Here is a 25,568-nt window from a genome sequence, read left to right on the forward strand (position 1 = left end):
AAATTTTACCTTATGAATATAAATTTTTAATAATATTTAGTTTTAAATTAAAAAAACATTATAATATTAAAGGTATTAAGCCGTCATAGCTCAGCAGGTAGAGCACATCCATGGTAAGGATGGGGTCGCAGGTTCAAGTCCTGTTGTCGGCACCATTTGTTTTAACATCTAACAGAAGCTTAAAAAGCTTTTGTTTTTATATTATTCATAGAAAGGAGGAGTTTATATGAAACAAACTATTAACAAAGAATCAAGAGCTGAGTTATTATTTTCTCAAATGCCAATTAAAAAAGCAATATGAATAGTTGTTTTACCATCATTAATTTTAACTTTAATGATTGGTTTATATTCTTTTGTTGATCAAGTTTTTATACAGCAATTCGTTCCTGAAACTAAACCTGTTTTAAGTAGTAATGGAGTTGGTGAAATTGCTAATTATTTAACTATTTCCCAAGCAAGTACTTCTGATTATTTAAATCTATTTAATAATTACAATAAATTAACTTACATTGAAAATGGAATGATTAAACATTTAAATTTATTAGGTAGAATAACTTCTAACACAATTGTTTCTACTACAAACGCAGCTTTTCAACCTTTAATTATTTTTTCTAATTCTATAGTTTTTTTAATACCAGTTGGAGCTTCAGTTTACTATACTAAATGTTTATCTAAGAAATTAGATAAAGCTACTAAAAATGTTTGAGCGACAATGTTTTGATCTACTTTTACTTTATCATTAATAGCTACAATGTTTTCCTTTATTTTTGTAACATCAGGAATAATGCAATTGTTTGCTGGAAAAACGATTTTAGAAATCGATAGAGCTCAAAGTTTAGGAATGTCACAAACAGATTTATTAAGATTACAAGATTATTATGACGCAGCTTACAAACTAAGTATTCAATGAGCTAACGAATATGTTTATGTATATGCAGCAGGAACTATTTTACAAGGCTTAGTAACATTATTTTCTTATTTTATAAGAGCAGAAGGTTTTAATACTTATGTGATGTGAATAGGTATAGGGGCTAATTTAATAAATATTGCTTTAGATGCTGTTTTTATAATAGTTTTTAAAATGGGCGTTTTAGGCGGAGTATTAGCAACAATTATTGGTTGGATTTTTAATTTAAGTGCTTGTTTAATTTATACTTATTTAAAAAGTAAACAAAAGCATTTACAAATGAATCTTGGTGTTTTATTTAAATTTAAATTTAATAAAGATTTACTTATACCTACTATATTGCTTGGTTTAAGTGGTTTTATTAGATCTTTTGGTGTAGCTTTTTCTTTTGCAATGATAAATATTGTTTTATCTAAACCATCCTTTGCCGATCCAATTCATTTTCAATTTTATTGAGCTAAAGCAACACCAATAATTACTTTATTTTTAATTTCTATTTTTGGTATAAGTGATGGTGCTAGAAGTTTATTGTCATACAATTACACTAGAAGAGATTTTCAAAGATGTAAAGAAATATATTTATGAACTCTCTTGGTTTCAGTTGTTTATGCTGTGACAGTTTATATTTTTGTTGCTATAACTGCTGGTAATTTATGAGTTTTAGCATTAAATGTAGATGAAAATTTAATTAAAGATACAGCTAATTTTATAAGAATTTTAACATTAAGAATTATTGCAACTTGTTTTTCTGTTAGTTCATTATTAGTTTTTCAAGGAACAAATAATATTGAAAAATCCATTTTAGCAACTTCATTAGAAAATTTTATAACTTTTTTAATAATTATTCCCATAGGTATAGGTATAGCATATGGTGTTTATAATAGTAATTTAGTAAAAGAAACTGCTAATTGAATTATTATTGGAACGTTTATTTTTAATACTTTATTTGCTTCATTAATTCTTTTAAGTTATTCATACTATTACATAACCAAAAAATTACCCAAAATTGATCAAAATAAAATCAGTTGATCAAGAAAAATAGAACATAAATTTTTTGCAACCATAGAAAAAGAAAATATTTAGTTTTATTTTTCAAAATATTGTTTTTTTAAATTGTAAAAATAGACAAAAAGAAGAAAAAAGATAAAAAAAAGATGTTTTTTTCTTCTTTTTGTCTATTTTTGAAAAAATTATAAATATTTTTTAATTATTTACTAAATAAATATTTTAAGTAATTTTTATATTAAAACTGAAAAATAAAGTTTTTTTGCAGACTAAAAACACTCTTTTTAATTTTCTTTTTTATAAATAAAAAATAACATATAAAATGTTAGTGAAATAATTAATAAATAAGTTAAAAAGAATAAATAAATTCTAAAAAGCGAAAGGTAAATTATTTTATGAATAAATTTAAAAAATCAATGTTTGCAGTTGCTACTTTAGCCGGAGTGCTTTCGCCACTTGCCTTGGCTGTAGCATGTACTGATGAAACCAAAAAACCAATTGACGAGAAAAAACCAATTAGTAATTATTCATTGTATGCTAATAATTCTCCTCAATCATTAGCTAAAAGATATGATTCACCAGATATTCAAAACGTTCGTATCGGAGTTACTTTCTCACAAGATGGTGCTCAATGAAATGCGTTGCAAGGAATAATCGATAGATATAATGCTATTGCAACTAACTGAAAAAATCAAGTTGATGCTTGAAATAAAAAATCAGAAAATGACTTAACAGAAGATGAAAAAACTAAAAAAGAAGAATATGAAAAATTCTTAAGTTACTATAGAACTGTTGAAATAAAAAGTTTAGGTTCTGGTGGATATAATGCAGGTGCTGAATCTATTAGAAACATGGTAAGCAACAAAAATAGACAAGAATTAGTTAGTGTTATTTTAAACTATCCAGTTGTTGCTTCAAATTTAGCAGAATCAGGTATGTTGCTAAACTTTGACAGCGAAGATGAATATTTAAGAAATACTTTAACTGATTTTAATCACAATTTTACTGTTGCTAACCAAAGAACATCATATATTTCAAATCAAGGTACATGAGTTATTCCTGGTTTAGTTTCATCAAATGTGCAAGGTGTTAACTCTCCTGTGTTATCATACATTCTTGAAACAATGGAATCTTTAGGTGCAAAAATTGAATTATCTCAATGAGATGCTATTAAAGCAGCTGGTCAAGGAGATAGAGAATCTGTAAAACAACTTTGAGGCGAAAAAGTTGAAAATGCTGAAAGTTTAAGTGGTTATACAATTAAAGATTCAACCTTCACAACATTTAAACCATTAATAGATTTTGCTCAAAAAGCTAAAAAATTATTTAAAAATGCTGTGGACGCAAAATCACAACTTCATATTTTAGGTATAGATGATATAGCAGGATTTTTACAAACAGTAATTTTCTCAGCTGTAGGTGCCGATACATCTGAAATGCTTGTTAGAACCAAAACAGAAGGTGGTAACATTTTAGCTGACTATTCACCAATTAGAAATACTGAATCATTAGTTGGTACTAAAATGCAAGAATTCTATCAAATTCTTGGTGATGCGATTAAAACTGGTGCTGTAGTACTTAAAGGTGATGGAGAATATACTTCTAATGATCAACGTAATCATAAATTTGCTTTAGGTATTGGTTCAACTGCTGGATATACAAACAACTTTGTTCAAGACAACAGATCAACAACTGAATATGTTATTGAAGATGAAGGTAAACAATACGCTGCAGTAAAAAGAGAAAGATTCTTCCTTAAAGAAGAACAAGGTAAAAAATATCTTAAAATCACAACAAATTACAGCAGATATCCACAAAATGGAATTTATAAAACTGATGAGATTTCACCTACTTTAGTAAATGATCCACACCAAGATAGATATTCATATTTTGTACATGGTGAAACAGAAAAAGCTAAATTTGATGAATTATACAAATTTGCAGAATCTTCTAACATTACTTCGCAAAATAACAAATATGGGTTATATTTATTTTCTACCACTGATGCAGCTTCTTTAGAAGCAGCTGAAAAACTTGCTAAGGAAGATACTAATTTTGTAAAATTAGGTACTGTAACTTCTAGTCGTAAACAAAATGAAGGAGCTGAATTTGTAGCTTATTATACTAAAGATACAGTTTCTAAAATTAAGTCAGTTACAAGAAAAGGAACTCAAGTATTAAACCAAAACGAATTGTTTGTTTTTGATACAGCAAATAAATGAGAAAAAGATAGTGATCCAAAAGTTTCATATCTACAAGGTCCTTCATTTATGGGTGTTCATGTAAACGATGAAGTAGATAATGCTACTAGATTATTTGTTAAATTCTTACTTTCAAATAAAGTATATGAATTTGATATTAAAGCTAGAAATAGTACACAAGAAGATCCTAAATTTGATAAAAAAACTGGTAAACCAATGGATATTCTTTCATCAACTGGATCATATGTATTTCCTTCAAGTGATTTTACAACTAAAAACACTGAAGATTTTAATGCTTATTTAAAAGTAACACATGATAATTTCAAAAAAGTTGTTGAAGCTGACACAACCGGAAATAATTGAGTTTCATATTCAGAAATTGGAGACCCAAAAGCTAATGAATTTAGAAACGCTCTAAAAAGTACTTTTATTTCTTATGCTAAAGCTATAGTAAATAGCGGTAATTTATCAGGATCATATAAAACTGAAATTGTTGATAAAATTCTTGCACAAGCTAAAGATATTTTCCAATAATTAAGTTTGTTAAATATATAAAAATATATAAAATTAAACATGATAGCTCTGCTATCGTGTTTATTTATGAAATGAGGCAAAATGAAAAGTAATTTTAAAAAACTACTTTTACCTGTTTCAATAATTTCAGTGCCTTTGTTTTCTTTAACTTCTTTTATAGCATGTGAAAATAATAATGATAAATACACATATAATCCAGTTCAAGAAGATAAAGAAAATATTCAAAATATTAATCTTAGATTAAATGGTAGAAGCGAATTCTTATCTACTCCTATCAATAAAGCGCTAGGAATAAAAGATAAAGTTAATTCCCAAGCTATTATCACTTTTAATAATGGTACTACTATTGTTACTTACAATTTAAAATATAAAAATTCACAAGTAGAAACCATTGTTAATCCAGGAAAATCTAATAATTCTTCTGTAAAAGCTGAAGATTACGAGATTCACACACATAATTATCAAATTGCTTTTGCTGAAAATTCTGATAGTTCTATTTATAATATTTATTCAGAAGATAACTATTATAAATATACTTTAACAAAAGTAGCAGGACATTACATTGATAATTCAAGAGTCGAAACTAATATTAGTGGTTTTAATAAATCAGAATTAAATAAAGCAATTCAAGATGCAAATATTCAATTAAAAATTAAAGGTTTAGAAAAGGACAATAGTTATGTTGTACCTAATTATTTAGTGGAAAATAAATATTATAGTTATACTGCTTCAGATAATAAAAAGTATTTATTGGTTTATCATGGTAATTATCTTTCATCTAATAAATTAGTCAATGTTAATGAAAGAACTACAGAAACTAATAAAGATCTTCAAACCACAAGAAACATTGAATGAAGTACATATACATTAGTTGATAATAAATGAGTTCTACTTATAGGTGCTCAAACTTCTAATTATTATGATACTGTAATTAACTTTTCTTTATTAGATAAAATTGATACTAAATTTAATAAATCAATAGCTAAACCAATTAAAATTGATTGAAATCAATTAAAAAATATTTCTATTGACGCTGAAATTACTTCTTGATCAGATGGAGATACTTTAAACTTTAAGGTTGCAAAAGATATTGATGCTGATTCAGTGTTATATAATGAATTTCATGATTCTTTTGTAAATCAAGAAATTCATCGTTTAAGAATTGTTGCAATTGATACTCCTGAAAAAAGTGTTGGTTCTAATAGATCAACTGAATTTGAATATCAATACGCAGAATTACCTTCAAAATTTGCCATGGATAATTTGCCTGCAGGAACAAGAATTAAAATCTTTTTCCAAGGAGCAGGATCAAAAGATACTTTTGGCAGATATACTGGGGAAGTATTTTTCGGAGATAATTTTGAATATAATTATTCTACTGAATTAATTAATGCTGGTTTAACTTTACCGTTGATTGAAATTCAAGAAATTAAAGGAGCATTAAATAATAAATCAACAGCTTTACACTATACTGTGCCTTATTTAGCTGATGCATTTAATGAAGCAATAGCAGCGAGAAGAGGATTTTATGTTAATTTTCTTGATGCTTATGCAGTTAATTCAACAATTTATATACAAAAACCTTCGTTAGTATTTGCTTGATTAGATAAAAATTCTGATCTTAATATCTATAATACTGGTTGATATGAGAAATATATTAACTTACACAATCAAAAATAAAATAACAAACTAATTCAATTTAAGTTTATTAATAATTAATTAAAGGAAAAAATGAAAATAATTAAAAAACTTAATAGTTTAGTAAAATCTAAATATACTAAGTTCACTGAAAACGATGAACAGGAATATTTAAGACTTACTGAAAAATTAACTGATGAGAAAAATAAAAAGAATCATCCAGCTATTGAATTAAAAAATATTTTTATAGATTTTGGAGAAACTTTAGCTGTTGATGATGTTAGTTTCAAAATTCCAGAAGGAGCCTTAGTTACCTTATTAGGTCCGTCAGGATCAGGTAAAACTACAACTTTAAATGCTATTTCTGGTTTATTAACCATTACAAGTGGAAATGTATATTTTAGAGGTAAAGATGTAACCAAATTGCCTCCACAAAGAAGAAAATTAGGTTTCGTTTTCCAAAATTATGCACTTTATCCACATATGAGTGTTTATGCTAATATAGCATTTCCTCTTAAAAATGATATCGAATGACAAAATAAAGTAATTTTTAAAAGAAAAACTGCTACAAATGAAATTAAATATATTTACTTAAAATCATTAGGTGTAAGCGAAGAACAAATTGCTAAATTGAGAAAATTATGATTTGTTTATGGGCATATTGCACAAGAAACATCTTTAGAATTAACTAATAAATTAATTAACCAAAGAGAAGAATTAGAAAAAGCTGAAACTAATTATAAAATGGATAAAGTCCATTATACAGCTGCTCTTTCTGCTGTTTCTAAAGAAGTGCTTAAAGGCTTAGAAAGTCTTAAAAAATCATATGAATCTAAAAAAATTCTTTTGAATGAAGAATTAGTTTTACTTAAAAATACAGGTGAATTATTACCAGAAGAAAATTATTCTCAATCAGAATTTATAAATGTTGAAATAGATGAGTTAAAAAGAATAAAACCTTTAGATTCTCAACAAGCAGAAGAATTAATTGAACAAGTACAAAATAAATTAGTTCAAATAAGAAAAGAAGATCAAACTAATTTTTCTGTTAAAACCAAATTAACTTTATTAAAAATAGAAAATCGCTTAATGAAAAATTTACTTTATTATAAATATTTTAACAATCAAAGTAAAGTGATTACTCAATATGAACCTGAAATAAAAGATAAAAAAATTAAATTAAAAGAAGCTAAACAAGCATATAAAAAATTAAAAGCAGATAAATCTCTTACTTCTCAATTGGTGAGAAATAATAAATTACAAGTATATTTAGCTTATAAAAAATTCACAGATTTATTTCAAACTCTAGCTAAAGAACATAATTTAGATCAAATAATGTTGAGTGATAAACAAAGAAAAGATGCTAATTTAACTCAGGAACAAAGAGAAGAAATAGCTCAATGATCAAAAAATAATGTAACTATTAGAAGAGCAATTCATGAAGAAGTTATGGAAGTGGCTAAAAGAGTTGAAATTCTTCCTATTTTACAAAAAAAACCTACTAGATTATCTGGTGGTCAACAACAACGTGTTGCTATTGCCAGAGCTATTGTTAAAAAACCACAAATTTTATTAATGGATGAACCATTATCTAACTTAGATGCTAAATTACGTATTTCAACGCGTCAATGAATTCGTGAAATTCAACAAAAATTAGGAATTACTACTGTTTTTGTTACTCACGATCAAGAAGAAGCTATGTCAATTAGTGATATTGTTGTATGTATGTCTATGTCTAAAGTTCAACAAATTGGTACACCTATGGAACTTTATAGAAAACCAAAAAATAAATTTGTTGCTCGTTTCTTAGGTATGCCTGAAATGGCTATGTTCCCAGCAACTTATAAAAATGATACTTTAACAATTTTTGATAAAACTATAAGTGGTATAAAAATTAATAATGTTGATAAAGCTATTTTTGCAGTTGGTATAAGAGCTGAAGATTTTATTATAAAAGATCAAGAAACTGGAATGTTCCATGGAATTGTTAAAGCGGTGGAAAATTTTGGTAAAGAAAGTAAATTAATTGTAAAAGTAGAAGAAAGTTTCCAAGCTAATTTCTTAATTGATAATCGTTTAAATTATAAAGTAGGAGATACTATCTACTTCGATATGCCTAAAGATCGTCTTCACTTATTCGATGAATTAACTGAAAGAAGAGTAGAATATGAAATTTAGTAACCAAGTATGATCAAAAGTTGCTTTTAAATTTCCTTTTCTATATAAACTAAGTGCTAAAAAACAAAGTGAAAATCGTGCTCAATCATTATCAGGTTCTATTATTGATAAACCGATTGAGTTTTATAAACCTTTAGGTATGTTATTACCAACTTTGATTATTATTACTTTTTTCACTATTATTCCTTTATTTTTGAATATTAGAAATGCCTTTTTTCAATTAGATGATAATCAAAGATATTATTTTACCTTTAATAACTTTTTATCTGTTCTTAATGACCCTGCTTTTGCTGTTGGTTTTAGGAATTCAATTATTTATGGTTTGATTGTTTTACCATTTGTAATTTCAATTTCTTTATTAATAAGTTCTTTAATTGCTAATGTTATTAGAAAAGCAGCTAGAGGATTTTGACAAACAATCTTTTTCTTACCATATATGACTAATGCTGTTGCAGTTGCTTTATTCTTTTCACAAATTTATTCACCTGTTGGTTTTGTGAATGAAGTATTTAATTTAGGAACATATGGTTGATTAGAATCAGGAGATCAATTCTCATTTAGAGCGTTATTACCTATTGTTACTCAAGGTATTTGAAATGGTTTGGCTTTTAATATTTTAATTGCAACTACCGCTATGCTTTCAGTAGATAAAAATTTATATCGTTCTGCTTCAATTGATGGTATTGGAAGTGTAAAACAATTTTTCACAATTGCTTTACCTTCAATTAAATCAACTACTAAATTTTTAATTACAATGGGAATTATTAATGGTACAAAAGTATTCCCACTAGCTATTTTTAACAATGTGCCAAATGATGCAATTATTAATGGTGCATCATCATTAATGCTTATTGTTTATAGATTTACTAAAGCTGCTAATTTCCCTCTTGCTGGTTCGGCTGCTTTATGTTTATTCCTTATTGGTGTGTTTTATTCATCACTTATTCGTGGTGGGTTCAATACTATTTTAAGAGTATCTTTAAATAAAGGAGAATTCAATGTTTGAAATCGGATTAAAGATTCAAAAGTGATGATCGAATATAAAGCTCAGAAAAAGTAGAGAAATTGCTACTCAACAGGTTCATGAAACTAAAATTAGTCTTTTAATTATTAGTTTGGGATTAAAATTATTTGGTTTAGCTTTATTTTCATTAATAATTTTATTCCCTTTCTTCTTTATGATTATGGTTTCATTAATGCCTAGAGAACAAGCAGATGCTCTTAAAACAACTTTTACGTTAATTCCACAAGAATGAACTTGATCAAACTTTGCAGTTGCCGCAACGACTGCTTCTTCATCAACTAAATACTTTGATGCATTCTTTTTAACTTTTACAAATGTATTATTTTCAGTGGTTGTTAAAACTTTTGTTACAATGATTGCTGGTTATGCATTTTCGTTAAAAAAATGAAAATTTAAAAACGTTTTATGAAGTCTATTTATGGCTTTATTAGTATTACCTGAAGTGGCATTATTATCAGGACAATATAGAGTAATTATTTTATTAGATGAAGTAACACATATTAGAAATTATTTTACAGGGATTATTTCTGTTATAGCTTTACCTTTTATAGCTTCTATTTTTACAGCTTTAATGTATAGAAACGCTTTTTCAGCTATTCCTAATAGATTAAAAGAAGTTGCAACTGTTGATGGAGCTGTAGGAGCAAGATATTTCTTTAAAATAGCTGTTCCTATGGTTTCTCCTACTACTTTAACTGTGGTAATTTTAACTGCTTTGGCTTCATGAAATTCCTTCTTATGACCTTCATTAGTTGCAAATGGAGATTTAAAAGTTTTATCATTATGATTATTTGATGTTGGTTCTGTACTACAAGAGGATGGTCAAGTAATTACTTTAAGAAGTATAAAACTTGCTGGAGCAATTTTATCTATAGCGCCTATGTTTGGTTTCTACTTATTATTTAGAAAACGTATTATGGCATCTATTTCAAGACAAGGAAGCACAATTAAAGGATAAAATATGAATAAAGCAAATATTAAATTTAAAACAATATTTTGATTTATTTTAGTTATTATTGCTATAGTAGTTTTAATTTTATGTTCAATAATAATTAAAAATTCAAATTATATAATTGAAGCCAACCGTGAATTTGTTATTTTAGAAACAGCATATGTTTCTAGTGCTAGAGTACAAATTTCTTATTCAATTGGAGGAATTGCTTTTTCAACTGTGATTATTTTAATGGGATCTTACATTTCTTATGCTGGTTTCAAAAGTTGATCATATAATGCAATTCTATAGGAGCTATTATGAAAAAAATTACTAAATATGCTTTATCTTTAGGCGCTGTTGCTTCACTTGTTTCTCCTCTAATTGCTTCTTCATGTTTATTGACTGTTGATTCTAATACTAGAGAATTAATTGATTATGCCAAAAACTTTGAAATCAAAAAAATAGAAGATTATGCTATAAATAATCCTAATGCCACAAATACTCAAAAATTAATATCTGATATTATCAAAAATAATTCTATTTATGTAACAAGTACAGAATATTTATGAAATTTAAGATTAAATAGTAATTATTGAGATGCCAATAGACAAAAAATAGCTGAATTAAATAGCGTTGATGAAGCTTTAGAAGTATTTAATTACTATTTTAAAAATACTCCATTTAATTACACTTTTTTAACAAGATATAAATATTTATTTGATGAAAAAGATAATAACATTAATGTTAAATCACTTAATTTAATTTATAAAACACAAGATCAAATTTACCAATATTTTTATCTTAAATATTTAGATGCTTTTAATCAAGGCAATACTTTAGATGAAAAAGTGAATAATTTATTCAAATATGCTTTATCTCATGGCTTAAAAATTAATAATAATCAAACACATGGAATGAGATTAGCTCAATCTCCCGTTTTTATAGCTGATAAATTAAATAGTGAATTTTTAGGCAGAAATACTGATTCAACTACTTTATTAAAACCTATAGATAAAGATTCTCCGCTTTATGAAGAATTTGTTAAAAACCCCTTAGCATTTTTAAATAATCCAAAGTATCGTGAAGAATATTCAAATTTATATAATTTACAACAAAGAGAAAATCAACTTACTCCTGTTGAACAAGTTTCTTTATCTAACATAAGAAACGAAATAAGAAATTGAATAACTAATACTGGAACTCAACCGCAAGATATAGCCCGTTTATTAGCTATTATTATGTATTATGCTCTTAAAGATTACAAAAATCTATATGATAATGTACAAGTTTTAACTGCTTATAGTAAAAATAGAAATGAATTAGTATATTACATTGAATTATTTGATAAAGTAGCTAATGAATATAAGCTTTATAACATAGAACAAATTTATAATGCTTATCAAGAATCTAATGATAAAGATAATTTTATAACGCCATATGTTAAAAAAGATATTTTCAATAGTAATTGAACATTCAAACCAACTATTTTAGTAGAAAAAACTACAAACCAAAATACTAAAGAAACAATTGAATTAAATGCAACTGATGCAGATTATGTTAAATTTATTAATGAAGGTAATTTTCAAATTAAATGAAGTAATAAACATAATGAAACTCCAGCTGAATTTAAGGCTTTATCTGCAAAGGAAATAATAAAAATTCTCTCTTGATTGGAAAAAACTTCTAATGCTGATAAAGGAGTAAATAATGGATAAAAATAATTTACCAGAAGAATTAAAAAATATTTCTTTTTGAAATGATATTCCTAATAATAAAAAAATCAATTTTAAAAATAAAAGATTAATCCATCCTTCAAGTCAAGCAATTGTTGTTAATAAAAAACACATTTTTAATAAAAAAGTTTTTGTTGCTAGAGATTTAATTAAAACTAATTTATTATTACCTATTATTGCTTTAATTATTTTAATTGCATTTATAATTGTTTCTTGAATTTTAATTGATGCCGGTTATAAATATGATTTATATGATGAAATATCTGCTACAAGTGCAGTTAGAGCTTCTAATTTAGCTACTGTAGGTTATTATTATGCTAAATGATTAACTTCTTTCTTTAATTTATTAGTAAATAATACAGAAGAAGTACAAGCATTATTAAATAATAATGCAGCTGGTTCAAATGCAATTATTGCTTTTGCTTTATATATAGTGTTTTTATTAGTTTTCTTTATTGTTTATATAATTTTAGTATGAAAATTAATTGAACTAATTAAAGTTAATATTAAATATGCTATTTTAGCTTCAATTGGTGCAATAGTTATTATACTTATGATTTCCTTAGTAATTTCTGTTGCCAAAACCACTAATTTAACATTTGTTCAAGTAAGAGAACTTGTTAATAATTTAGAGAAAAAACCAGAAGATTTAGCTCAAGGAAGATTTTTATCATATTTCTTATTAGCTATTGCTTTAATAGCTTCTGGTTATACAGCATATATTTTTAAACTAGGGCAAACAAATCCAAAATTAGCTATTTAAATTAAATAATAAAAAAAACAAGATATAAATAATCTTGTTTTTTTATTTTATCTTTCTTCTTTAATTCTTCTAAGAGTAGGAAATAATAAAACATCTCTAATTGATGAAGTTTCAGTTAAAAGCATAATTAAACGATCAATACCAATACCACATCCGCCAGCTGGAGGCATACCATATTCTAAAGCATCAACAAAATCGTAATCAATATCGCTCGCTTCATCATTACCATTATTTTTTTCTTCTAATTGAGCTTCAAATCTTTGAAGTTGATCAATTGGATCATTTAATTCAGTATACATATTGGCATATTCTTTAGTGTTTATAAATAGTTCTGCTCTTTCAGTATATCTTGGATCTTCTGCTTTAGAAGCTAAAGGTGAAATTTCAATTGGATGACCATAAACAAAAGTTGGTTGAATTAAAGTATGTTCAATTAATTCTTCATATAGAGCATTAATAATATGACCGATTGTAAAGAATTTTTCTATTTTTACATGGTGTTTTTTAGCTATTTCTTGAGCAGTTTTTAAATCTATGTTTCTAAAATCTACTCCTGTAGCTTCGTTAACCGCATCAATAAGATTTAATCTTTTAAAAGGTTTAGATAGATCAATTTCTACACCATTATTAATAAATATACTTTTACCTAATTTTTTGCATAATAATTTAAAAAGCGCTTCAGTACGATTCATCATTCCTTCAACATTTGAATAGGCTTCGTAAAATTCAATTGTTGTAAATTCAGGATTATGTGTTGTATCATATCCTTCGTTTCTAAAAATTCTACCCATTTCATATACTCTATCAAAACCACCAACAACTAATTTTTTAAGTGGTATTTCTGTTGCGATTCTTAAAACAAATTCTTGATTTAATGAATTATGATGAGTTTTAAATGGTCTAGCGGCTGCTCCTGATAAATAATCATGTAAAAAAGGAGTTTCAGCTTCTATATAATCTAAGTCATTAAAATAATCTCTTATTCATTGAACAACTTTGGTTCTTGTAATGAATCTTTCTCTAGATTCTTTGTTCATTATTAAATCAACATAACGACGACGGTATCTTTCTTCTGTGTCTACTAATCCATGATATTTTTCTGGTAAAGGTTTAAGTGCCTTGGTTAATAATTCAATTTTTTGTATTCTTATACATACTGCATTAGTATGAGTTTTCATCATTAAACCATTTATTCAGATAATATCACCAATATCCAATCTATCGACTAATGTTTCATATTGTGTTAATTCTTTTTTATTAAAATATGCTTGAATTTGACCTTTGTAATCTTGAATAACTAAAAAAGGCCCTCTCTTTGTCATTAATCTTCCAGCAATATTTTTGTTGATATTATTATTTTCTAATTCTTCTTTAGTTAAATTTTCAAATTGTTCATTTAATTCATTACTATAACTTATTTCACCAAGATTATAAGCTTTTTTAAAAGCTATAATGTTTTCTTTTTCATAATCGATTAATTTATTTCTACGTACTTGTTCTTGTTCGGTATATTTTGGCATAAATTACTCCTTTTTTTAATAATTAATAAGTTATAGATAATTATATATAATTTAAATTAATACTATATTTAATGTTGTTTTTTTTAATTATTTTTTTAAAAAGTTTTATTTTTTTATTTAAAGTGTTAAAATAATAATGTAAATCGTGGTCGCGTAGCTCAGCAGGATAGAGCACAAGCCTTCTAAGCTTGTTGTCAGAGGTTCGAATCCTCTCGTGATCGCCATTTTTTTATTTTTTTAAAATTTTATTTTAAATTTATTTTAAAATATAAATAATATGTGTGTCCATATAGCTCAGCTGGTTAGAGCACAAGCCTCCTAAGCTTGGGGTGAGAGGTTCAACTCCTCTTGTGGACGCCATTTTTAAACTAAAATTGCAAAAAATAATTTTTTTGCAATTTTTTTCATATTTTTATTTCAATTGTTATTTAACTAATTATTAAATAATAAAATTTATTTATAAAAGAAAAATATTTTATTAATGAAAAATTATTTATAAGGAAATGAAGTATATGAAAAAACATAAATTGTTATTATCTTTAGCACTTGCAACAACATCTTTTTCACCAATAATTTTTGCAGTAGCTTGCAATAATGACACAACTAAAATGGACGACAAACCTGTTACCCCACCAGCAAAAGAAAATCCAACTAATCCTCCTGCAGAAGAAAATCCAACTACTCCTCCTGCAGAAGAAAATCCAACTACTCCTCCTGCAGAAGAAAATCCAGCTCCTTCACCAGATATTAGACCATCAACTTCTGAAAGTGAATTAGAAAAGGCAAAAACTAATTTACAAAATTCACTAACAACTACAGCATCTAATATTATTTTGTTAGACAAATTTTCATTAGATGAACACAAAAAAACCTTAACAGATGCAGAAATAATAGCAAAAGCAGAATTAACTAAAAACGATGCCACAGTTCAATCATTAAATGCACAAATTACTGCCTTAGCACAAGCATATAATAAAGTTAAAAGCGATTTAGAAAATGCACAAAGTTTAATTGAAGAATTAAAAACTAGCTTAGATAAAGCAAAAGAAATTCAAGCTGCTTTTAGCACCAATGATTCAGAAACTAAAATTAAAGTAACACAAGCAATTGAAAAAGCAACTTTATTAACAACAGCAGAAAAAACAACAGTTGATGCTATTAGACAAGAAAAAATATCTTTATTTGATGCTTATTTTAATGCTATTTTCACTAAAGATTTTTTAACTATTGGTGAAAATGTAACAGATCAATTAGAAGTAACAGAAAACAAAGAAGCACAAGATGGTGGTTCTATTAAAGCTCTATTAGAAAAAGCTGTAAATGAAATTAAAAAATCTAAAAAACTAGATAGAACTCCTTATACTTTTGCTTACACTTATACAACTAAAGAAATTATTTTATTTACAGGTAATGCAAGTTTTAGCAGTGGTAAAAAAGATTCGATTCTAAAATTCAAAGACAATGCTGCTGTATTACAAAACAATAAACAATTAGCTAATGCTATTGTTCCAACTTTTGTTAATAATAGAAATCAAACTAGATTAAGTTCATTTTTAAATGGAGCAATTATCGATAATAAACTTTATTTAAGATTTAAAACAGGTACGCATCATGTATCAAATTCAAAAGCTGATGATAAAGATTATTATGTTGAATTTGATTTAAGTCAATTCGAAACAACAACAACCACTACAACAGAAAATTCAAATTAATTTAATAAAACTAGCTCTTTAATGCTAGTTTTTATTTATTGTTTATAGTGAATATTTTATAATTAAACTATGAAAAATAATATTGTAGAAATAAAAATAGAAATTACTAAAGATTCACAAATTAAATATGAATATAATCGTGAAGATAAACAAATGCATGTTGATAGAATATTAAGAAATGATTTTAAATATCCTGCTAATTATGGTTTTATTCCTAACGCCTTGGATTGAGATGGCGATGAATTAGATGTATTATTATATAGTTCTGAAAGTTTTATTCCAGGAGTAATGCTTAATGCAAGAATTATTGGAGCAATGAAAATGATTGATTCAGGCGAAACTGACACTAAATTAATTGCTGTACATGCTGATGATTATCGTTTAGATCACATTCAAACATTAAAAGATTTACCTGAACCCTTTTTAATGCAAATTGAAACTTTCTTTAATAATTATAAAAATTGAAAAGGAAAAAATTTGACCAAAGTAGAAGGTTTTGGAAATGTAGATTGAGCCTTGAACGAATTAACAGAATGTATTGATTTAATGAACAAATATGGTCAATTACCTAAAAAAGAATTTATTGCAAAAATGATGCAATTGCATCCTGAAAAATATCAATAATTTAATAAAAAAGTGTTGTTTAAAACAACATTTTTTATTATTTGTTTTTAATTCAAACTAATAATTGTAAAAAATAATAAAATTATAATATAACAAAATAAAAGGAGTAAGATGAAAAATAATATTACACTTTTAAGAAAAGAAGAACAAATTAAACAAGCTCTAGCAAAAATAATTACTTATGAAATTAATAATGAAGATCTTGTCGAACCAACTGTAATTGATTGCAAATTATCAAATGATTTATCACATTTAAAAGTTTATGTGACTTTTGGTACTAAAAGTAAAAAAGGTTTAGAAGCTTTAGAAAGAGCTAAAGGATTTATTAGAACAAATTTAGCTCACACGTTAAATTGAAGAAAAGTACCTGAAATTCATTTTGAATTAGATGAATTAATAAGTTCTGGCATGAAAATAGATCAAATTTTAAGAGATATTGAAAAAGAAAAATAGATTTAATTCTATTTTTTTATTAATTTTTAATTATAAAAAAATTTTAAAAAACAGCACTTTAGCTGTTTTTGTTTTATTTATAAAAACAATTTTATTTATTTACGAAAAATCTTTTTTGTGGTAACATTTTTACACGTGGTATTTTATTATAACATAATAAAAATTAAACTAAGTTATTAATTAACTTTCATTTTGTTTCTAAGGGGTAAAAATGAGTCTTAATACAACAAAGCAATCATATAAGATACGTAAATTTGGACCAATTACTGAAAGACGTGATTATTCAACAACAAAACAAACTTTAAATATTCCTGATTTTTTAGCAACAAGCAAAGAATCATTCGAATGATTTAAAAAGGTTGGAATAGAAGAATCATTACGTGAACATTATCCAATTATTGCATCTAATGGTAAATTAACTCTTGAATATATTCATTCTTCAGCTTATTTAGAAATGCCAACAGGCAAAGAGTATGATGCTGTTGCTGATGCTAGAGTAAAAGGTATTAATTATGCTGCAAAATTGTATGCAAAATTTAAAGTAACAGTAACAGAAACAGGTGTTGAACAAACTGATACTGTATTTCTTGGAGAAATTCCACTAATGACTTCTGGTGGCAGTTTTATTATAAATGGAAATGAAAAAGTTATAGTTAGTCAACTTATTAGATCGCCAGGAGCTTATTTTGGTAGAGGCGTTCGTAATAAACAATCTGACGATCTTTTTAATAAATTAGAAGTTATTCCAAGAATAGGTTCATGATTAGAAATTTCTCATAAAGTCACAACCAAAAATATTGATACAGTTAAAATTAAAATAGATAAAAATAAAAATGTTTTACTTTCAACATTTTTAATGGCTTTAGGTTTATCTAATGAAGATATGATAAATCTTTTTGGTAATTCTGCGGAATTGAATGAAACGATCAAACGTGATAGAAGATTAGCAGATAATGGTGAAACTTTAGAAACAAAAATTAAAAATTGTCAAGAAGAACTTTTCTCAATTATAAGACGCGGAGATAGAGTTACTGAAGAATCTGTCACTAATTTAATTCCAGGAATTTTGTTTAATAAAAAACGTTATAGTTTAAGTCAAACAGGACGTTATATGTTAAATAAAAAACTTAATTTAGTTGATAGAATTTCAGATACTATTTTAGCTCAATTTCTTGTTATTAAAAATGATCAAGATCAAATATTGGAATTAGAACCAGGAACTGAAATTAATCATAAATTAGCTTTATTAATTCAAAAAAACTTTGATAATGGTTTTTTAGCAACTAAAGATATACCAGGTATTAAAACTGAAATTGTTTATGGTAAATTAGTTACTGGTAATAATCCTGTAAAAAATTTAAAGAAAATGACCAAAATGATTTCTTTATTAGTTTATCCTAATCGTAAATGATTAGACAGAGGTAAAGAAGCAGTTTTAGTTATTGGTAATGATCCAAAATCTACAGAAACTCACTTAATTATTTCTGATATTATTGCAGCTATAAATTATTATTTTAATCTTTTAAATGGTATAGGAAATGATGATGATCCTGATTCATTAACTAATAAAAGAATTGTAGCTGTTGGTGAATTAGTTCAAAATCAATTAAATGTTGTTTTAACAAGATTAGAAAAAACAACGCGTGAAAGAATGGGAGCTAAAGAACCAGAAAAAGTTACTCCTAAAAATGTTACTAACAATAAATTGGTTTCAAATCAAATGAAAACTTTCTTTAATTCATCAAAACTTTCACAATTTATGGATCAAATTAATCCACTTGCTGAAATTTCTAATGAAAGAAGAATAACATCTTTAGGTCCCGGTGGTCTTAATCGTGATACTGCACAATTTGAGGTGCGTGACGTTCATGCTACTCATTATGGAAGAATTTGTCCTATTGAAACGCCTGAAGGTCCAAATATAGGATTGATTTTAAATTTTGCTACTTATGCAAAAGTTAATGAGTATGGATTTTTACAAACTCCATATTATAAAGTGGAAAATGGAATAGTTTTATATGATCAAGTAGAATATTTAACTGCTATTGATGAAATTAATTTTTATATTGCACAATCAACAGTTAAAGTTGATGAAAACAATAAAATTATTGATGAACAAATTACTATGCGTCATAATTACACATATGTAATAGGTAATCCAATGCAAATTGATTATATAGAAGTTGCTTCTAATCAAATGGTTTCTGTAGCCGCTGGATGTATTCCATTTTTAGAAAATGACGATGCAAATAGAGCTTTAATGGGTTCAAATATGCAACGTCAAGCTGTACCTTTATTACAAACAGAAGCTCCTTATGTTGCAACTGGTCTTGAAGCAGCAATTGCTAAATATTCTTCAGCTAATATAATTGCAAAAAATGACGGTGTTGTTGAATATGTTGATGGAAGCAAAATTAAAATCAGAAATACAAAAGGTAATATTGATACTTATTCTTTAAAAATTTTCCAACGTTCAAACCAAGATACAGTTGTTCATCAAAGACCAATTGTAAAAATTGGTCAAACTGTATCAAAAGGAGATTTATTAGTTGATGGTTCAAGTTTTAAATATGGTGAATTAGCTTTAGGTAAAAATTTAGTTGTTGCATTTACTACTTTTAAAGGTTATAACTATGAAGATGCTATCATACTTAATGAAAGATTAGTTAAAGATGATGTATTAACTTCAATTCATATTGAAGAACATACTATTCAATTTAGAACAAGCAGAATCGGCGATGATGAATTAACTATTGATATACCTAATGTTTCTAAGGCATCAATAAGACATTTAGATGAAAATGGAATAGTTAAATTAGGTTCAGAAGTTGTTCCAGGAGATGTTTTAGTTGGTAGAGTTTCTCCAAAAGGTGATGATAATCCTTCTCAAGAAGAAAAATTACTTTCAGCAGTTTTAGGTCAAAGATTAACAAATGTTAAAGATACGTCATTAAAAGTTAAAAATGGGCATGGTGGAACTGTTATAGCTGTTGAAGTATTAAATAGAGATAGTAATGCTCAATTTGAAGATGGAGTAGATAAAATAGTTAAAGTTTCAGTAGCCGTAAAACGTAAAATAAGAGTCGGCGATAAAATGTCAGGCCGTCACGGAAATAAAGGTGTTGTTTCAATCATTTTACCTGAAGAAGATATGCCATATTTAGAAGATGGTACTCCAGTTGATGTAATGTTAAATCCTCAAGGTGTTCCATCACGGATGAACATAGGTCAAATTTTAGAAATTCATTTAGGAATGGCAGCTAAAAGTTTAGATTGTAAATTTGTCACACCTACTTTTGATGGTATAAAAAAAGAAGAAATTTACAATGTTATTAAAGAAGCAAAATTACCAGAATCAGGTAAACAATATTTAATTGATCCTATTACAGGTGAAAAATTTGATAATCCTGTTTCTGTAGGTGTTATGTATATGCTTAAACTAAATCATATGGTTGATGATAAAATGCATGCTAGATCTGTGGGACCGTATTCTTTAATTACACAACAACCATTAGGTGGTAAAAGTCAAAATGGTGGCCAAAGATTTGGTGAAATGGAAACTTGAGCTCTTGAATCTTATGGTGCTACTAATGTGTTGCAAGAAATACTAACTTATAAATCAGATGATATAAATGGTAGAAATAAACTTTATGCTGCTTTAGCTGCTGACAAACCTTTACCTAAATCAGGAATACCTGAATCATTTAATGTTTTAAGTTATGAATTAAAAGGGTTGAAAATGAAATTTGATTTAACTTATGAAGAAGACAAATCAGATGAATTTGATTTTTATAAAGATAATATAAATATTGAAGGAGATATAGATGAATAATTTATTCGATAAAAAATCTCAAATTAAAAAAAATGTTATTGAAAAAATCACCTTATCTTTAGCAACTCAAGAAGATGTTCGTAATTGATCTCATGGAGAAGTTACCAAACCAGAAACAATTAATTATAAAAGTTATAAACCTGAAAGAGAAGGTTTATTTGATGAATTAATATTTGGTCCAACAACTGATTATAAATGTCCTATTTGTGGTACAAAATATAAAAAGAGTGATGAAAATACTGTATGTAATAAAACACCAATGTGTGAAAAATACAATCCTGTAATTTTACCTAAAATTTCTCGTCGTAGCAGAATGGGACATATTCATCTTGAAAATCCAGTAGTACATTTTTGATTTTTCAAAATTGATCACTCAATTATTGCTAAATTATTAGGTTTAAAAGTAGCTAATTCTAATCGTCCAGTATCTAAGGCTGATTTAGAAAAATTAATTTATTATAAAAGTCATATAGTTTTAGAAAGTGGTAATTTAGAGTCTTTAAAACAAAATAGTATTATTGATATTTCTGATGCTGCCATTGTTTATCAAGAAGTTTTATATGAATTAAAAAATAAACTTGATCCTAATGATGAAGATTATGAAGAAAAATTCGAAACTATTTCTGATACTTTGGAAGAGTTGCAATCTTTTGCAACTTCAAAAGTTGGTAAAGATTATGGTGTTGATTTTTATGAATATAATGAAATAATCGAAGAATATAGTGATGCTAAAATAGGCACAGGGTCTAAAGCAATTGAATATTTACTTAAAAAATTAGATCTAGAAAAAGAATTAGAAAAAATTAATCAAGAAATTAAATTGATTAATGTACAAATTAATGAGAGTAATAATTCAACTACTAAAATACAAGAAAGATCAAAATTATACAAAAGATTAAATGTTATTAATTCATTTATTAAATCGGGTCAAAATCCTTTAGATATGTTAATTTATGATCTGCCTGTTTTACCAGCTGATTTAAGACCTTTAATTCAATTAGATGGTGGACGTCATTCGACTAGTGATATTAATGAACTATATCGTCGTATTATTATCAGAAATAATCGTTTGAAAAAATGAGAAGAAGACGATGCGCCAATGTTAATTAAACAAAACGAATATAGAATGATTCAAGAAGCAGTTGATTCATTAATTGATAATGCTCGTAAAACTCCGACCCCCGTTTCTTCTAAAGATGGGCGCCCTTTAAAATCAATTTCTGATGCTTTAACAGGAAAAAAAGGAAGATTTCGTCAAAATTTACTAGGCAAAAGAGTAGATTATTCTGGACGTTCTGTAATTGTTGTTGGACCAGAATTAAAAATGCATCAAGTGGGTATACCTAGAGAAATGGCTGCTAAATTATTTGAACCTTGAATTATTAAAGAATTGATTAAAGGGAATAATCCAATTAAATCAATTAAAGCAGGTAAAAAAGCAGTAGAAAATCTTGATCCTATTATTTGACCTTATGTTGAAAAAGCAATTGAAGGTAGACCAGTTTTATTAAATAGAGCACCAACATTGCACCGTTTATCAATTCAAGCTTTTGAACCAGTATTAATAAGAGGAAAAGCAATCAAATTACATCCGTTAACTTGTACACCATTTAATGCTGATTTTGATGGTGATCAAATGGCAGTACACGTGCCAATAAGTGATGAAGCTGTTAGAGAAGCTAGAGAATTAATGTTAGCTTCAAAAAATATTTTAGGTCCCAAAGATGGTGAACCAATTATTAATCCAGGTCAAGATATAATTCTTGGTTTGTATTATTTAACAATGGAAAATAAAGATGCAATTGGTTCAGGATCATATTTTGCTTCTTTTGAAGATATGATGGTTGCATACGAAAACAAAAAAGTTCATCTTCATTCAAGAGTCGTTTTACCTATAAGTGCTTTGAATAAGTTATATTTGAATTATCCACAAAATAAAAAATATGTAATTTCTACAGTGGGTAAGTTTATTTTCAATAATGCCTTGCCTAATTCTTTCGAATTTATTTTTGGTAAATATTTAGATATTAAAACTCAAGAAATTGATGGTAAAGAAATAGTTGTTTCCGAAAAAGAAATTTTACATACATCAAAAAATGTTGACGAATTTAATCATTATTTATTAGATTACGGTGCTAATTTTGTTGAAGAAATTGCAAAAAAACCATTGAATTTACCATTGGGTAAAAAAGATATTGCCAAAATAGTAAGAAAAATTTTCAATGAATATACAGCTACTGTAAATATTGAAAGTATTTCTAAAATAATTAATGATATAAATGAAATAATTTCTCATAATCAATTAAGTGAAGCTTTAAGCGAGTTAAAAGATTATAATAATCAAAAAATTAGCGGCGCACATATTCAAATTCTTGAAACTATCATTAATAAAGAATTTAAATTAATAAACGAAAAGATCAAAAATTCACCTAAATTATCAATTTTAGGTTGAACAATTAATGAATATACTAAATTATTAGAAAAAGTATGATTTAAATATACTAATACTGTAGCAAATATTCTTGATATATTAAAAGAATTAGGTTATAAATATTCAACAATTTCTGGAACTACTATAGCAATTAGTGATGTGCTTACTCATCCTGATACTAAAAATAAAATCAAATCAGGTGATGAATATATAACACAATTAAAAAAATATTTTGATTTAGGTTGAATAACTGATGATGAAAGATATTCATTAACCATTGATAAATGAACTGATATTAAAGACAAAATTGAAAAAGATTTAAAATCTTTAACTAAAGATAAACCATATAATCCATTATTTATGATGTTTACTTCAGGTGCACGGGGTAGTTCGTCAAACTTTGTTCAATTAGCTGGTATGCGTGGATTAATGAATAATAACACTAAAATTTTAAAAGCAGATGCAGAAAACGAGCGTGTTGTTCGTTCAACTGTAGAAATTCCTGTTAAATCATCATTTTTAGATGGATTAACCGCTTATGAATTTTATTCATCAACCCACGGTGCAAGAAAAGGATTAACAGATACAGCTTTAAATACCGCTAAATCAGGATATCTTACTCGTCGTTTAGTTGATGTTGCTCAAAGTATAGTTGTTAAAGAAGCAGATTGTTATACTGACTATGGTTTTGTAGTAAGTAATATAATGGATACTAAAACAAATACTATAATTGAAAGTTTAGAAGAAAGAATTGAAGGAAGATTTGCAAATAAACCAATTTTACATCCAGTAACAAATGAAATTTTAGTTAATGGTAATGAATTAATAACACCAGAAATAGCACAAAAAATAGTCAATGCTGGGATTGAACATGTTGAAATACGTTCGATACTTTCTTGCTATACACGTAATGGTGTATGTAAAAAATGTTATGGTAAAGATCTTTCATTAAATCGAGTAGTTAATATAGGAGAGGCTGTAGGTGTTGTTGCAGCTCAATCTATAGGTGAACCAGGAACACAGTTAACTATGCGTACATTCCACTCAGGTGGTGTTGCTGGTGTTGAAGATATTACTGGTGGTTTTGGTAGATTAATGGAATTAATTGACGTTTATGATTCACCATGAGGTAAACCAGCTGTAATAGCTAATAAATATGCCACAGTAGAAAAAATTGAAAACTTTAATGCTTTAAATAATGCACCTAATGCTAACAATTTAAGAATTACTTTGAAATATTTTGATGCTCAAAATAATATTCAACATGAAGTTATTGAAACTAGAAGAGATAGACGTTTAAGAGTTAAAGAAAATCAAGAAGTAGTGCCTGGTCAAAAAATTGTTGAAGGACCTATTATTTTAAATGAATTACTTAAAGTCGCTGACACAAGAACAGTACAAAATTATTTATTAAAAGAAATACAAAGACTTTATCGTCTTCAAGGTATTACTATTAGTGATAAATATATTGAAATAATTATTAGACAATTATTATCAAAAATTATTATTACTGAGCCAGGAGATTCAAATTTCCACGCTGGATCATTAATTGACATTTTTGCTTATCAAAGAGAAAGTGCTAGATTAATATTAGAAGGTAAGAAACCTCCTTTTGGTGAAGTAAAAATTAAAGGTGCAAAACAAACTCCGTTGCTTTCTGATTCGTTTTTAGCTGCGGCTTCATATCAAGAAACTCCTAAAATTTTAGTTAATGCTTCAATTGGAAACAAACAAGATAGATTAGAAGGATTAAAGGAAAATATTATTTTAGGAAGAAAAATTCCTGCTGGAACTAATTCTCAATATGAATTAGGTAGCAAATACGACATAAGAGATCCAAAAAGTTATTTCATCGGTAAATATGATCCTAGTTTAGAAATAAATAAAACAAATGATAATACTGACAATGCTGATTTAGACGAAGAACTTAGTGCAATTTTAAACGAATTTGTACTAGAAGAAAATGATAAAGATAAAAATATAGATGAATTTGATGAAAACATTTTGCTAGAAGATGAAGAAACGCAAACAGATTTATCTGATTTTATAGATCAAGAAGATTTTGAAAATTGAGAATAA

General features: G+C 26.4%; 15 protein-coding genes and 3 tRNA genes. 17 read left to right on the forward strand and 1 reads right to left on the reverse strand.

Annotation, left to right across the window (positions count from 1 at the left end):
• Positions 1 to 79: 79 nt before the first annotated feature.
• The 10 genes from VBM87_RS00985 to VBM87_RS01030 all read left to right on the forward strand — a co-directional run bounded on the left by VBM87_RS00985 (position 80) and on the right by VBM87_RS01030 (position 12,917).
• Positions 80 to 155, forward strand: a tRNA-Thr gene (locus VBM87_RS00985).
• 71 nt (positions 156 to 226) lie between these two features.
• Positions 227 to 1,990 carry an MATE family efflux transporter gene (locus VBM87_RS00990; protein WP_323176986.1) on the forward strand — a complete coding sequence of 588 codons (1,764 nt, stop codon included), beginning with the start codon at positions 227 to 229 and terminating at the stop codon, positions 1,988 to 1,990.
• Between the two features lie 317 nt (positions 1,991 to 2,307).
• Complete coding sequence (locus tag VBM87_RS00995; protein ID WP_323176987.1) at positions 2,308 to 4,647, forward strand: P68 family surface lipoprotein; 2,340 nt, start codon at positions 2,308 to 2,310, stop codon at positions 4,645 to 4,647.
• Between the two features lie 81 nt (positions 4,648 to 4,728).
• Positions 4,729 to 6,327, forward strand: coding sequence for a hypothetical protein (locus tag VBM87_RS01000; RefSeq protein WP_323176988.1), 1,599 nt, complete (start codon positions 4,729 to 4,731; stop codon positions 6,325 to 6,327).
• Positions 6,328 to 6,378: 51 nt separating this feature from the next.
• On the forward strand, positions 6,379 to 8,463 hold the full coding sequence (locus VBM87_RS01005) for an ATP-binding cassette domain-containing protein (RefSeq protein ID WP_323176989.1): 2,085 nt from the start codon (positions 6,379 to 6,381) through the stop codon (positions 8,461 to 8,463).
• Positions 8,453 to 9,523 (forward strand): carbohydrate ABC transporter permease, encoded by a 1,071-nt coding sequence (locus VBM87_RS01010; RefSeq protein ID WP_257076069.1) that lies wholly within the window; start codon positions 8,453 to 8,455, stop codon positions 9,521 to 9,523. Before VBM87_RS01005 ends, VBM87_RS01010 begins: the two co-directional genes overlap by 11 nt.
• Positions 9,462 to 10,445: a carbohydrate ABC transporter permease gene (locus VBM87_RS01015; protein ID WP_257076071.1), complete on the forward strand. Its 984-nt coding sequence runs from the start codon at positions 9,462 to 9,464 to the stop codon at positions 10,443 to 10,445. Before VBM87_RS01010 ends, VBM87_RS01015 begins: the two co-directional genes overlap by 62 nt.
• Positions 10,446 to 10,448: 3 nt before the next feature.
• A complete protein-coding gene (locus VBM87_RS01020) occupies positions 10,449 to 10,730 on the forward strand; it encodes a hypothetical protein (protein WP_257076073.1) in 282 nt (93 codons plus the stop codon).
• An 8-nt stretch (positions 10,731 to 10,738) separates the two neighbouring features.
• Positions 10,739 to 12,136 carry a hypothetical protein gene (locus VBM87_RS01025; protein WP_323176990.1) on the forward strand — a complete coding sequence of 466 codons (1,398 nt, stop codon included), beginning with the start codon at positions 10,739 to 10,741 and terminating at the stop codon, positions 12,134 to 12,136.
• Positions 12,129 to 12,917 (forward strand): hypothetical protein, encoded by a 789-nt coding sequence (locus VBM87_RS01030; RefSeq protein ID WP_323176991.1) that lies wholly within the window; start codon positions 12,129 to 12,131, stop codon positions 12,915 to 12,917. Before VBM87_RS01025 ends, VBM87_RS01030 begins: the two co-directional genes overlap by 8 nt.
• A 47-nt stretch (positions 12,918 to 12,964) precedes the next feature.
• On the opposite strand, the gene lysS is transcribed toward VBM87_RS01030, so the two are convergent.
• A complete protein-coding gene (lysS, locus tag VBM87_RS01035; RefSeq protein WP_323176992.1) occupies positions 12,965 to 14,437 on the reverse strand; it encodes a lysine--tRNA ligase in 1,473 nt (490 codons plus the stop codon).
• 147 nt (positions 14,438 to 14,584) lie between these two features.
• On the opposite strand from lysS, the gene VBM87_RS01040 reads away from it, so the two are divergent.
• From VBM87_RS01040 to VBM87_RS01070, 7 genes are all read left to right on the forward strand, one after another.
• A tRNA-Arg gene (locus tag VBM87_RS01040) sits at positions 14,585 to 14,661 on the forward strand.
• A 59-nt stretch (positions 14,662 to 14,720) separates the two neighbouring features.
• A tRNA-Arg gene (locus tag VBM87_RS01045) sits at positions 14,721 to 14,797 on the forward strand.
• Between the two features lie 152 nt (positions 14,798 to 14,949).
• Positions 14,950 to 16,149, forward strand: a complete 1,200-nt coding sequence (locus VBM87_RS01050) for a hypothetical protein (protein ID WP_323176993.1) — start codon at positions 14,950 to 14,952, stop codon at positions 16,147 to 16,149.
• Between the two features lie 69 nt (positions 16,150 to 16,218).
• On the forward strand, positions 16,219 to 16,773 hold the full coding sequence (locus VBM87_RS01055) for an inorganic diphosphatase (RefSeq protein WP_323176994.1): 555 nt from the start codon (positions 16,219 to 16,221) through the stop codon (positions 16,771 to 16,773).
• A 111-nt stretch (positions 16,774 to 16,884) separates the two neighbouring features.
• Positions 16,885 to 17,226 (forward strand): 30S ribosome-binding factor RbfA, encoded by a 342-nt coding sequence (gene rbfA, locus VBM87_RS01060; protein WP_257076080.1) that lies wholly within the window; start codon positions 16,885 to 16,887, stop codon positions 17,224 to 17,226.
• Between the two features lie 211 nt (positions 17,227 to 17,437).
• Entirely contained in the window at positions 17,438 to 21,058 is a 3,621-nt protein-coding gene (locus VBM87_RS01065; RefSeq protein WP_323176995.1) for a DNA-directed RNA polymerase subunit beta, read from the forward strand.
• The gene (locus tag VBM87_RS01070; protein ID WP_323176996.1) at positions 21,051 to 25,568 is read left to right on the forward strand and encodes a DNA-directed RNA polymerase subunit beta'; all 4,518 of its coding nucleotides are present in this window, start codon (positions 21,051 to 21,053) and stop codon (positions 25,566 to 25,568) included. The genes VBM87_RS01065 and VBM87_RS01070 overlap by 8 nt, the downstream gene beginning before the upstream one ends.

It is taken from the genome of Mycoplasma sp. 744 (assembly GCF_034863305.1).
In the GTDB taxonomy this organism is placed as follows: domain Bacteria; phylum Bacillota_I; class Bacilli_A; order Mycoplasmatales; family Metamycoplasmataceae; genus Mycoplasmopsis.